This window comes from Streptomyces sp. ID05-39B, assembly GCF_033794725.1.
In the GTDB taxonomy this organism is placed as follows: Bacteria; Actinomycetota; Actinomycetes; order Streptomycetales; family Streptomycetaceae; genus Streptomyces; species Streptomyces bobili.
On the sequence record NZ_JARGEF010000243.1, the window covers coordinates 1 to 12,216 of the forward strand.

Annotated in this window: 9 protein-coding genes and 1 pseudogene; 8 read left to right on the plus strand and 2 right to left on the minus strand. The window is 72.4% G+C overall.

All coding sequences use genetic code 11. From position 1 onward, the window contains the following. A partial coding sequence (locus tag P1P75_RS33995) for an ATP-dependent helicase (protein WP_319262811.1) occupies window positions 1–4,369 on the minus strand: 4,369 nt, incomplete at its 3' end. Window positions 4,370–4,562: 193 nt separating this feature from the next. Between P1P75_RS33995 and P1P75_RS34000 the strand changes: the two genes are divergently transcribed. From P1P75_RS34000 to P1P75_RS34010, 3 genes and pseudogenes are all read left to right on the plus strand, one after another. Further along, window positions 4,563–5,552: an AraC family transcriptional regulator gene (locus P1P75_RS34000; protein WP_319262813.1), complete on the plus strand. Its 990-nt coding sequence runs from the start codon at window positions 4,563–4,565 to the stop codon at window positions 5,550–5,552. Continuing rightward, entirely contained in the window at window positions 5,549–6,172 is a 624-nt protein-coding gene (locus P1P75_RS34005) for an AzlC family ABC transporter permease (protein ID WP_319262815.1), read from the plus strand. Before P1P75_RS34000 ends, P1P75_RS34005 begins: the two co-directional genes overlap by 4 nt. After that, window positions 6,169–6,288: pseudogene (locus P1P75_RS34010) on the plus strand (AzlD domain-containing protein); the annotation flags it as partial. The gene P1P75_RS34005 and the pseudogene P1P75_RS34010, both read left to right, overlap by 4 nt. Window positions 6,289–6,368: 80 nt before the next feature. Here P1P75_RS34010 and P1P75_RS34015 read toward each other — a convergent pair. After that, a complete protein-coding gene (locus P1P75_RS34015; protein WP_319262817.1) occupies window positions 6,369–7,313 on the minus strand; it encodes a hypothetical protein in 945 nt (314 codons plus the stop codon). A gap of 79 nt (window positions 7,314–7,392) precedes the next feature. Here P1P75_RS34015 and P1P75_RS34020 point away from each other — a divergent pair, with 79 nt between their 5' ends. The 5 genes from P1P75_RS34020 to P1P75_RS34040 all read left to right on the plus strand — a co-directional run. Continuing rightward, window positions 7,393–7,587 carry a DUF3046 domain-containing protein gene (locus P1P75_RS34020; RefSeq protein ID WP_319262818.1) on the plus strand — a complete coding sequence of 65 codons (195 nt, stop codon included), beginning with the start codon at window positions 7,393–7,395 and terminating at the stop codon, window positions 7,585–7,587. A 60-nt stretch (window positions 7,588–7,647) separates the two neighbouring features. Further along, window positions 7,648–8,904, plus strand: a complete 1,257-nt coding sequence (locus P1P75_RS34025) for an AI-2E family transporter (RefSeq protein ID WP_319262819.1) — start codon at window positions 7,648–7,650, stop codon at window positions 8,902–8,904. Between the two features lie 377 nt (window positions 8,905–9,281). Further along, window positions 9,282–10,418 carry a recombinase RecA gene (gene recA, locus P1P75_RS34030; RefSeq protein WP_319262820.1) on the plus strand — a complete coding sequence of 379 codons (1,137 nt, stop codon included), beginning with the start codon at window positions 9,282–9,284 and terminating at the stop codon, window positions 10,416–10,418. Window positions 10,419–10,425: 7 nt separating this feature from the next. Next, complete coding sequence (gene recX, locus P1P75_RS34035; protein ID WP_319262822.1) at window positions 10,426–11,214, plus strand: recombination regulator RecX; 789 nt, start codon at window positions 10,426–10,428, stop codon at window positions 11,212–11,214. A gap of 344 nt (window positions 11,215–11,558) precedes the next feature. Further along, the coding region (locus P1P75_RS34040; protein ID WP_319262824.1) for a helix-turn-helix domain-containing protein at window positions 11,559–12,216 on the plus strand (658 nt) is incomplete at its 3' end.

The following is a 12,216-nucleotide window of genomic DNA, read 5'->3' on the forward strand; positions in this document are numbered from 1 at the left end:
GGGCGTTGTCGAGGCCGGGGGTGTCCCAGTCGATGTCCGCAGGGGGGAAGCCGTCGGGGGCGGCGGTGAAGGGGCCGCCCGTGGCCTGCGTGCCGTGTGCGCCGTTCGGGCCGGGCAGGGGTTCACCCCGGTCGCGGGCGTTCGCCACCGCGCGGAGGCGGTCCACGGCGCCGTCCATGGCGAACTGCGCGGCGCCGAGCCCTTCCACGACATAGCCGCGCCGGGCCTGGCCGCTGTTCTCGAAGACGGACAGGACGCGGTACGTCGCCGAGAAGCCACCCTCCACGCCCTCGGCCGCGACCGCTCCCCGGGTCACCACGCCGTGCCGGTCGAGGAGGGTGCGGGCCACGGCGTGCGCGCGGACGGTCGGGTCGGGTTCGTGGGCCGGGAGGAGGGACCAGCGGCCCGCGACGGTCGGAGGGCCGCTGCGGGACGCCGGCCGGGCGGCGGCCGTCAGGGAGCCGTACCGCCCGCGCGGGACGGCACGCTTGGCGCGGTGGGCGGTGGAGCCCGCCGTACGGCCCGAGCCCAGCAGGGCGCGCATCGGTGCCAACGTGTCGTTGGTGAGGCGGCCGGACCAGGCCAGGTCCCAGACCACGTCGGCCAGTTGAGGGTCGGTGGCCTCCGGGTGGGTGGTGGCGCGGACCTGGTCGGCGATCTGACGGAAGAACAGGCCGTAGCCGCCGGAGAGGACGTCCAGGACCGACTGATGCAGTGCCGTCAGTTCCAAGGGGTGCGGCGCGGCGAGGAGGAGGGGGGCCGCGTCCGCCAGGTACAGGGAGACCCAGCCGTCCTTGCCGGGGAGCGCGCCCACGCCTGCCCAGAGGACCTCGCCGGCGGCGGTGAGCTCGTCGAGCATCGCCGGTGCGTAGCCCGTGACGCGGGACGGGATGACGAGCTTCTCCAGGGCGGAGGCGGGCACGGACGCGCCCTGGAGCTGCTCGATCGCGCGCACCAGACCGTCGACGCCGCGCAGGGAGTGGCCCTTGCCGATGTGCTGCCACTGGGGCAGGAACTGGGCGAGCGCGGGGGGAGGGACCGGTTCGAGCTCGTGCCGAAGCGCGGCCAGGGAACGGCGGCGCAGCCTGCGCAGGACGGTCGCGTCACACCATTCCTGGCCGATACCGGCCGGGTGGAACTCGCCCTGGACGACGCGGCCGCCCGCCGCCAGCCGCTGGAGGGCACCCTCGGTGACCGCGACGCCCAGGCCGAAGCGGGCGGCGGCGGTGGCCGAGGTGAACGGGCCGTGGGTGCGCGCGTGGCGTGCGAGGAGGTCGCCGAGCGGGTCCTTCACCGGCTCGGTGAAGGCCTCCGGGACGCCGACGGGGAGTGCCGTGCCCAGGGCGTCGCGCAGGCGGCCCGCGTCCTCGATGGCCGCCCAGTGCTCGGCTCCGCCGATACGGACCCTGATGGCGCGGCGGGCCGCCGCCAGCTCCTGGGCCCAGTGCGGTTCGGCACCCCGCTCGGCCAGTTCGGCATCGGTGAGGGGGCCGAGCATGCGCAGGAGGTCGGCGACGCCCTCGACGTCCTTCACCCGGCGGTCCTCGGTCAGCCACTGGAGCTCCCGCTCCAGTTCCGTGAGCACCTCGGCGTCGAGCAGTTCGCGCAGCTCCGCCTGGCCGAGCAGCTCCGCCAGCAGCCGCGAGTCCAGGGAGAGGGCTGCGGCGCGGCGCTCGGCGAGCGGGGAGTCGCCCTCGTAGAGGAACTGGGCGACGTAGCCGAACAGGAGCGAGCGGGCGAACGGGGACGGCTCCTGGGTGGTGACCTCCACCAGGCGCACCTTGCGGGACTCGAGGTCGCCCATCAGCTCGACGAGTCCGGGGACGTCGAAGACGTCCTGGAGGCATTCGCGGACCGCTTCCAGGACGATCGGGAACGAACCGAACTCGCTCGCCACCTGGAGCAGTTGGGAGGCCCGCTGGCGCTGCTGCCACAGCGGGGTGCGCTTGCCCGGGCTGCGGCGCGGCAGCAGCAGCGCGCGGGCGGCGCACTCGCGGAAGCGGGCCGCGAACAGGGCCGAACCGCCCACCTGGTCGGTGACGACCCGGTCGACCTCGCCCTTGTCGAAGACGACGTCAGCCGCCCCGATGGGGGCCTGCTCGGCGTCGTACTCCGTGTCGGCCTTCAGGGACGGCTGGTCGAGCAGGTCCAGGCCCATGAGGTCGGCGTCGGGCAGGCGCAGGACGATGCCGTCGTCGGCGTGCATGACCTGGGCGTCCATGCCGTACCGCTCGGAGAGCTTGGCGCCGAGCGCGAGGGCCCAGGGAGCGTGCACCTGGGCACCGAAGGGGGAGTGCACGACGACCCGCCAGTCGCCCAGCTCGTCGCGGAAGCGCTCCACGACGATCGTGCGGTCGTCGGGGACATGACCGCAGGCCTGGCGCTGTTCGTCCAGGTACGAGATGACGTTGTCGGCGGCCCAGGCGTCCAGGCCCGCGGTGAGCAGACGCAGCCGGGCGTCGTCCTTGGGCAGTGAGCCGACCTCGCGCAGGAACGCGCCGACCGCACGGCCCAGTTCGAGCGGGCGGCCCAGCTGGTCGCCCTTCCAGAACGGCAGGCGGCCCGGCACACCCGGAGCGGGAGAGACCAGGACACGGTCGCGCGTGATGTCCTCGATGCGCCAGGAACTCGTGCCCAGGGTGAAGACGTCACCGACGCGGGACTCGTAGACCATCTCCTCGTCCAGCTCGCCGACCCGGCCGCCGCCCTTCTTGGGGTCCGCGCCCGCGAGGAAGACGCCGAACAGGCCGCGGTCCGGGATCGTGCCGCCGGAGGTGACGGCGAGCCGCTGGGCGCCGGGGCGGCCGGTGATCGTGCCGGCGACGCGGTCCCACACCACGCGCGGGCGCAGCTCGGCGAAGGCGTCGGACGGGTACCGGCCCGCGAGCATGTCCAGGACGGCTGTGAAGGCGGACTCGGGGAGGGACGCGAAGGGTGCGGCGCGGCGGACGAGGGCGAGCAGGTCGTCCAGCTGCCAGGTGTCCATCGCGGTCATCGCGACCAGCTGTTGTGCCAGCACGTCCAAGGGGTTCGCCGGCACCTTGAGGGACTCGATGGAGCCCGTGCGCATGCGTTCGGTGACCACCGCCGCCTGAACCAGGTCGCCCCGGTACTTGGGGAAGACCACACCGGTCGACACCGCTCCGACCTGGTGGCCCGCACGGCCCACGCGCTGGAGGCCGGAGGCCACGGAGGGCGGTGACTCGACCTGGATGACGAGATCGACCGCGCCCATGTCGATGCCCAGCTCCAGGCTGGAGGTGGCGACCACCGCGGGCAGGCGGCCCGCCTTGAGGTCCTCCTCGACGAGGGCGCGCTGCTCCTTGGAGACCGAGCCGTGGTGGGCGCGCGCGATGACCTGTGGGGCGCCCTGGGCCGCCCCCGAGCCGCCCATCAGCTCGGCCGGCGCGTGGTGCTCGTCCAGGGGCTCTCCGGTGGCCCGCTCGTAGGCGATCTCGTTGAGGCGGTTGCACAGGCGCTCCGCCAGGCGGCGGGAGTTGGCGAACACGATCGTGGAGCGGTGGGCCTGGACCAGGTCGGCGATGCGCTCCTCGACGTGCGGCCAGATCGAAGGGCGTTCCGCGTTCTCGGAGCCCTCGGCGACCGGGGAGCCGCCCAGCTCTCCGAGGTCCTCGACCGGGACCACCACCGAGAGGTCGAACTCCTTGCCCGACCTGGGCTGCACGATCTCGGCCTTGCGGTGCGGCGAGAGATAGCGGGCGACCTCGTCGACCGGACGGACCGTGGCCGAGAGGCCGATACGACGGGCCGGCCTCGGCAGGAGTTCGTCCAGGCGCTCCAGGGACAGCGCGAGGTGGGCGCCGCGCTTGGTGCTCGCCACGGCGTGGACCTCGTCGAGGATCACCGTCTCGACGTTGGTCAGCGCGTCGCGCGCGGCCGACGTCAGCATCAGGAACAGCGACTCCGGCGTGGTGATCAGGATGTCCGGAGGCCGTGTGGACAGGGCGCGGCGCTCGGCGGGCGGGGTGTCGCCGGAGCGGATTCCGACCTTGACCTCGGGCTCGGGCAGGCCCAGGCGCACGGATTCCTGACGGATGCCCGTCAGAGGGCTGCGGAGGTTGCGCTCGACGTCGACCGCCAGGGCTTTGAGCGGCGAGACGTACAGCACGCGGCAGCGCTTCTTCGGGTCGGCCGGCGGGGGCGTCGAGGCCAGCTGGTCCAGAGCGGCCAGGAACGCGGCCAGGGTCTTGCCGGAGCCGGTCGGGGCCACGACCAGCACGTCCGAGCCCTCGCCGATGGCCTGCCACGCGCCCGCCTGGGCCGCGGTGGGCGCGGAGAAGGCCCCCGTGAACCAGGCGCGGGTCGCGGGGGAGAAGCCGTCCAGGGCTCGGTGTGCTTTGCCGACCATGCGTCCATCCTGCACCCGAGCACTGACAATGCGCCTGACCTGCGGCTTCGCGAGACGAGTGGCGGATTCGGCGGTGAGGGTGGGGCCCGCGGGGTGGGGAGCGGTGGCAGTGCCGCGGCGGGCGGGATGTCCGAGTCCGACGAGGGTGGACACGGGCGGAAGCGGCGGATGCGCCGTCGCGGAGAATGGGGATGTGGCGGGAACTCGTGAGGTGGCACGGCACTGGCAGTACGCGGAGCTGCCCGGTGTGGATCTGCTGCGGGCCCGGTACGTGCGCAAGAACTTCGTGCGGCACACGCACGAGCACTTCGTGATCGCCGGCATCGCGGAGGGGGTGGAGGTCTTCCAGCACCGGGGCGGTGACCAGTACGCGGGTGCGGGAACGCTCGCTCTGGTCAATCCCGACACCCCGCACACCGGACGGGCCGGTGTGCCCGAGGGCTGGCGGTACGGGGCGGTGTACCCGCCACCCGAACTCGTGGCAGGGATCGCCGCCGAGACGACGACTCTGCGGGGTGCTCCGGGCTTCGTCAGTCCCGTGCTCGACGATCCGTACGCCGTCGCGCTCGTGCATCAGGTCCTGCGGGCCGCCGACGAGGGCAACGCGCTCGCCGCCGACACCCTGCTGCGGGTCGCCGTGACACGGCTGCTGCGGCTGAACGGCGGGGCCCTGCCGACCCGGCAGGTGCGCACGGCCGGAGACCGGACGGCCGCACGCGCGCGTGCCGTGCTGGAGGAGCGGCTCGTCGATCCGCCGACACTGGAGCGGCTCGCGGGAGACCTGGGGACCAGCCCCTTCGCCCTGCTGAGGGCGTTCCGGGACGCCTACGGGATGCCGCCGCACACCTGGCTCACCGACGCGAGGGTCCGTCTCGCGCGGCGGCTGCTGGACGCCGGGACCGCCCCGGCGGAGGCGGCGGTCGCCGTGGGGTTCACCGATCAGCCGCACCTCAACCGTCACTTCGCCCGGATCGTGGGCGTGCCACCGGGCGCGTACCAGCGGGAGCGCAAGAACGTACAAGACGTGCGGCGGCCGCCGCCCGTACCGTCCGGCGGGTGGCAGAACAGACAGCTCTCGCAGACGTACGGGACGGCCGGGGAGGGAGGCCGGACTCCGCCGTCGTCCGGGACGCCCTCGGCGTCGGGGTCGCCGTCGGACTCTCCGGGTTCGCCTTCGGAGTGACCTCGGCGGGCAGCGGGCTCACGGTGTGGCAGACCTGCGCGCTGAGCCTCCTGGTGTTCACCGGCGCGTCCCAGTTCGCGCTCGTCGGGGCACTCGCGGCGGGCGGAAACCCGCTCACGGCGGCCGCCGGCGCCTTCTTCCTCGGCGTACGCAACGCCTTCTACGGCCTGCGCCTGTCGCAGTTGCTGGCCCTCCCGCGCGCGGTGCGCCCGTTCGCCGCCCAATGGGTGATCGACGAGACCACGGCCGTCTCGCTGGCGCAGCGCGACCGGCGAGGAGCGCGGATCGGCTTCGCCGTCACCGGACTCAGCCTGTACGTGCTGTGGAACCTCACCACGCTGCTCGGCGCCCTCGGCGCGGAGGCCATCGGGGACACCGACGCGTGGGGGCTCGACGCGGCCGGCCCGGCCGTCTTCCTGGCACTGCTCGCGCCCATGCTGAAGACCACCACCGAGCGGGTCGCCGCAGGGCTCGCGGTCCTGCTGGGACTCGGCCTGCTGCCCGTCCTGCCCGGCGGGGTGCCCGTGCTGGTGGCCGCCCTCGCCGCGCCGCTCGCCCTGTGGGCCGAGGGCCGACGTGTAGGCCGCGCGCGGGGCGACGCGGAGGAGGAGCGGCGGTGAACGTCTGGATCGCGATCGGTGCGACCGCCCTCGGCTGCTACGCCGTCAAGCTCACCGGCCTGCTCGTGCCCGCGGGTGTGCTCGAGCGGCCCCTCGTCAGGCGGCTCGCGGCCCTGGCGTCCAGCACGAGCGTCTGCCCGTCGGCGAAGGCCTGCTGGGCGGTGAGGGCGGGTGTTCTCGCGGGTGACGTGCCAGGTCAGCCGATGACGCGGCCGTACGACCTGAGGGTGCTCAGGGCCTCGATCGTCACCGCGGGGCGGGACTCCAGCTCCGTGCCCGGTGCCCAGCGGCGCCACCGGATGGGCCAGCCGCCGTCCTGCTGCTGCTGGGCGGCGAGGAAGTCCAGGGCGCCCGCCATCTCGGCGTCGGTGAACCACGCGCGCGCGAGCGAGCCCGGGGTCTTCGCGTAGTCGTACGGGAAGTGGTGCTCGCCGGGCGCGTAACCGGGGGCGACGGGGTACGCGTCCCGGCGGTCCGGATCGAGTACGGCGAGCCGCTGCTCGCGCACCAGGCGGCCCAGGCGGTCGGCGGCCGCCTCCGCGCGCGGGCGGTCCGAGGCGGAGTCCAGGAAGGCCACGGCGGCCTGGATCTCGTACGGGTGGGACGTCTCCAGGGCGTCGACCGCCTGCCAGCAGAAGTCCGTCGCCCTGAACAGCCAGGCGTGCCAGACCTCGTTGCGGTGCAGCAGGCCCACGACCGGTCCGGTCGCCAGGAGTTCGCTGGGCGGGTCGTCCGCGATCGGGATGAACGGGGCGGCGGGATAGCCGCGCTGGCTGGGATGGACCGCCGGGAGCGCCCCGTCGGCGGTGGAGACGGAGGTGAGGTAGCGGCACACCCGTTCCACGCGCTGCCCGCCGCAGCGGCCGAGCGAGTCCAGGATGTGCAGGGCGCGCGCGGTGTGCAGGGGCTGGCTGACGGGGCCGCGGAGATCCGGCTCCAGCGCGTGGCCGTATCCGCCGTCCTCGCCTCGGTAGGCGTCGAGCGCCGTCTCGACGGGGTCGGCGGCACCGTGCAGGAAGTGGTGAGCGAAGAGACGCTGTTCCAGCACGCGCGCGGTGAGCCAGACGAAGTGCTCGGCGCGGAAGAGCGGGGAGCGCGCCGAGGGCGTCGGGGGGAGTGGGGATGCTCCTGATTCGACCATGGGTCAGACCGTAGGCCGCAAAGCGGTCTCCGCAGGCGGTCCCGGCCGGGAGCACCCCCGGGCGCGGGATACTGGTGTCATGCGGTTGACGGTCTTCTGGCAGCGGATGGCGGAGCACTTCGGTACGGGGTACGCCGAGACCTTCGCGCGCGATCACGTGATGATGGAACTCGGCGGGCGCACCGTGGACGAGGCGCTGGCGGCCGGCTGGGACGCCAAGGACGTGTGGCGTGTGGTGTGCGCGGTGATGAACGTTCCGCGGGAGCGGCACTGATCCGAAGAGAAGAGCGCAGGCGGGTCACCGGGTGTCGGTGGCGTGGGCGAGACTTGGCCCGTGGCACCCACTGACGAGACCAGGCATGCCGGCCCGCAGGAACCCCTGTCGGGCGCGACGCCGCCCACCCCGCCGCCGTCCGGCACGGACGCCGAGCCGGGCGCTCGCATGCCGCCCTGGCTCCCGCGCGCGATGGTGCTCGCGCTCGCCCTGGTCGGCGCGTTCCAACTGGGCACCTGGGCCTTCCACCAGGTCATCGGCCTGCTGATCAACATCCTGATCGCGTTCTTCCTGGCTCTCGCGGTCGAACCCGCGGTGAGCCGGCTGGCCGCGCGCGGCATGCGCAGGGGGCTCGCCACCTTTCTGGTCTTCTTCGGCCTGCTGATCGCGTTCGCGGGCTTCTTCACGCTGCTCGGCTCGATCCTCGCGGGCCAGATCATAAAGATGATCGAGGGCTTCCCGCAGTACCTCGACTCGGTGATCAACTGGATCAACACCTCGTTCAACACCGATCTCAGGCGCGTCGACATACAGGAGGGCCTGCTTCACTCCGACTGGCTGAGGAAGTACGCGCAGAACAGCGCGGCCGGCGTCCTGGACATCTCCACGCAGGTTCTCGGTGGTCTCTTCCAACTGCTGACGATCGCGCTGTTCTCGTTCTACTTCGCCGCCGACGGGCCCCGGCTGCGGCGTGCGCTGTGCTCGATCCTGCCGCCCGCCCGGCAGGCCGAGGTGCTGCGCGCGTGGGAGATCGCCGTCGACAAGACCGGCGGCTATCTGTACTCACGCGGTCTGATGGCCCTGATCTCCGGCGCGGCGCACTACGTGCTGCTGCTGTTCCTCGGCATTCCGTACGCGCCCGTCCTCGCCGTGTGGGTCGGTGTGGTCTCGCAGTTCATCCCGACCATCGGCACTTATCTCGCGGGCGCGCTGCCCATGCTGATCGCCTTCACGGTCGATCCCTGGTACGCGCTGTGGGTGCTGATCTTCGTCGTGGTCTACCAGCAGTTCGAGAACTACGTGCTGCAGCCGAAGCTCACCTCGAAGACCGTCGACATCCACCCCGCCGTGGCTTTCGGGTCGGTCATCGCCGGCACCGCCCTCCTCGGCGCGGTCGGCGCGCTGATCTCCATCCCCGCGGTCGCCACGCTCCAGGCGTTCCTCGGCGCGTACGTGAAGCGCTACGACGTCACGGACGATCCCCGTGTCCACGGGCACCGGAGACGGGGCGAGGGGCCGAACCCGCTCGCGCGTGCGCGGCGGCTGTGGACGAGGGCACGGGAGCGGACGGCCGGGCCGGGGGCCGGGGGCGGCTGAGGCAGACCCTGCACCGGGCCGTCGAGGCGGGATCCCGCCGCTTCGGACTCGGCCGACCGGGCTGTGCGACTCCTCGGCTGCGCGACCATCGGTCCGCGGCATGACCGGGCTGCGGCGGATCCGGGCTGCGGCGGATCCGAGGTGTTGCGGTGCGCGAACGTAGGCTCGGAAGTGCCGCGTGGTGCGCTTGACACGAAAATCGAACATCCATTCTGATGGAAGCTCCGGCGAACCTCTCGGCGGGCACTTCATCCCGGTTTGCATGGGTAAGTGACCGAGTTATCCACAGGCCGGACCAGCGTCGAGGCGCGTTGTCAGTGGTAGGCGTTAGCGTCTTTGACGTGAAGCGATCGACTCAAGCAAATCGGGTGGAACCCATGGCAGGTAACGACCGCGAGAAGGCCCTGGATGCCGCTCTCGCACAGATCGAACGGCAATTCGGCAAGGGTGCGGTCATGCGCATGGGCGACCGGTCCCGGGAGCCCATCGAGGTCATCCCCACCGGGTCGACCGCGCTCGACGTGGCTCTCGGCGTCGGGGGTCTGCCGCGCGGCCGTGTCATCGAGGTCTACGGACCGGAGTCGTCCGGTAAGACGACCCTGACCCTGCACGCGGTGGCGAACGCGCAGAAGGCCGGCGGCACGGTCGCGTTCGTGGACGCGGAACACGCCCTCGATCCCGAGTACGCGCAGAAGCTCGGCGTCGACATCGACAACCTGCTGCTGTCCCAGCCGGACAACGGCGAGCAGGCCCTGGAGATCGTGGACATGCTCGTCCGCTCCGGAGCCCTCGACCTGATCGTCATCGACTCCGTGGCCGCGCTCGTCCCGCGTGCGGAGATCGAAGGCGAGATGGGCGACAGCCACGTCGGTCTCCAGGCCCGTCTGATGAGCCAGGCCCTGAGGAAGATCACCAGCGCGCTCAACCAGTCCAAGACCACCGCCATCTTCATCAACCAGCTCCGCGAGAAGATCGGTGTGATGTTCGGCTCCCCGGAGACCACGACCGGTGGCCGGGCGCTGAAGTTCTACGCCTCCGTGCGGCTCGACATCCGGCGCATCGAGACGCTGAAGGACGGCACCGACGCGGTCGGCAACCGCACCCGCGTCAAGGTGGTCAAGAACAAGGTCGCACCGCCCTTCAAGCAGGCCGAGTTCGACATCCTCTACGGGCAGGGCATCAGCCGTGAAGGCGGCCTGATCGACATGGGCGTGGAGAACGGCTTCGTCCGCAAGGCCGGCGCCTGGTACACGTACGAGGGCGACCAGCTCGGCCAGGGCAAGGAGAACGCCCGCAACTTCCTCAAGGACAACCCCGATCTCGCCAACGAGATCGAGAGGAAGATCAAGGAGAAGCTGGGCGTGGGCGTGCGCCCCGAGGAGCCCGGCACGGCGACGGCCGCGGATGCCGCGGTCGCCCCGGGCACACCCGCGGACGACACCGCCAAGGCGGTCCCCGCTTCCGTCACCGCAGCCAAGGCCACCAAGACCAAGGCCGCGGCTGCCAAGAGCTGAGCCGACCGTGACACGACGAACGGACTGGGCCGAGTACGACGCCCTCCCCGGCAGCTACCGCGAGCCGGGGAGCGTCGACGGCGACGGCCTGGCCCGGGGTGGTGACGACCGGCCGGACAGCGGCTCGCACGGGGACGACGGGTCGGCCGGCGCAGGCCGACCCCGTGGCCGCCGGGCGGGACGCGGCGGCGAGGGCGGTTCACGGGGCGGGCGCCGCCGGCGCGGCTCCGCAGAACCGTCCGCCGAGGACGAAGACACCTCTGCCTCGTCGAGGGCCGAGAAGGGGGAGTCTTCAGGGGACCCGGCTGAGCGGGCACGGGCGATCTGCCTGCGCCTGCTCACCGGGACCCCACGCACCCGCAAGCAGCTCGCCGACGCCCTGAGCAAGCGGGAGATCCCGGACGACGTGGCCGAGGAGGTGCTCTCGCGGTTCGAGGAGGTCGGGCTGATCAACGACAGCGCCTTCGCGGACGCCTGGGTGGAGTCCCGGCATCACGGCCGCGGCCTGGCCCGGCGGGCCCTCGCGCAGGAACTGCGCACCAAGGGCGTCGACTCGACGCTGATCGACGAGGCCGTCGCCCAGCTCGACTCCGAGCGGGAGGAAGCGACCGCCCGTGAGCTGGTCGCCCGCAAGCTGCGCTCGACCCGCGGACTCGACCGCGACAAGCGGCTGCGCCGTCTCGCCGGGATGCTCGCGCGCAAGGGCTACCCCCAGGGCATGGCCCTGCGAGTGGTCCGGCAGGCACTCGAGGAGGAGGGCGAGGACACGGAGTTCTTGGAGGACGGGGAGTTCTGATCCCCGAGACGCTGTGACAGGCGGCGGGCACGTGACCCCACGGGGATCACCTCGGCAGCCTGGGGGTTCGGTCCGGTTCGGGACACGGTGGATGCGCGGGGGCACCGATCGCGTCCGGGGCCGGGCATCACATCCGCGTTGGCTCAGCTACTTTGAAGCCCTTCTCTCAGGCAGCCACTCCTCTCAGGCAATCCGTTCTCTCGAGGCTCCCCGCTGAACCCGATGCCCCGTCACGCAGGGGTCTCCGGAACGTCAACTCCCCGGCCAGGGTAGGGACAACCCCCCGCTGAGGACGCCGGACCACCGCAGTGCACAGGTACCTGTGCACAGGCGACCGTGTACACATGCCCCAGGAACCCGGCGCCCACGAGCCGCCCGAGCCGCAGCACGCGCCGCCGACGGCGCCTTCGCCGACGTCCTCGGTCCCCGCCGAACTCGGTGATCTCGCCGCGCTCAAGGCCCTCGCGCAGCCGCGTCGTCAGCGGATTCTCGAGCACCTCACCCTGCACGGCCCGGCCACCTCGGCGACACTGGCCCGTGCCCTGGGCCTGAACACCGGCTCGACGAGCTACCACCTGCGTGAGCTGGCCCGTTACGGCTTCGTCGAGGAGACGGACGGGGAGGAGACGGACAGGGAGGAGGGACAGGCGCGGTCGTCGCCGTCCCAGCACCGGGAACGCTGGTGGCGGGTGGTCCCCGGTGACCGCCGCTTCCCGCCGCGCAGCCGGCAGAGCCCGGAGACGCGGCACGTCATGGACGAGCTGAACCACCACGCCTACGCCGCCGATCTGGACCTCTTCGAACGGCTGCAGCGGGAGTCGGCCCAGGGCGACCCGTGGGCGGACGCGTTCCCGTACTCGCGAGGGACGATCCGGCTCACGCTGCCCGAACTCCGGGAGTTCTTCGAGGAGTACATCGCCCTCGTCAACCGGTACAAGCGGCCCGAGTCCGAGGCCCCGACCGACGCGCGCACCCTGCTCACCCGGTTCCTCGCCCTCCCCG

Excerpts from the sequence above, each read along its gene's own strand:
- P1P75_RS34015 (WP_319262817.1), bottom strand. The coding sequence starts at position 7,313 with ATGGTCGAATCAGGAGCATCCCCACTCCCCCCGACGCCCTCGGCGCGC.
- P1P75_RS34020 (WP_319262818.1), top strand. The coding sequence starts at position 7,393 with ATGCGGTTGACGGTCTTCTGGCAGCGGATGGCGGAGCACTTCGGTACG.
- recA (WP_319262820.1), top strand. The coding sequence starts at position 9,282 with ATGGCAGGTAACGACCGCGAGAAGGCCCTGGATGCCGCTCTCGCACAG.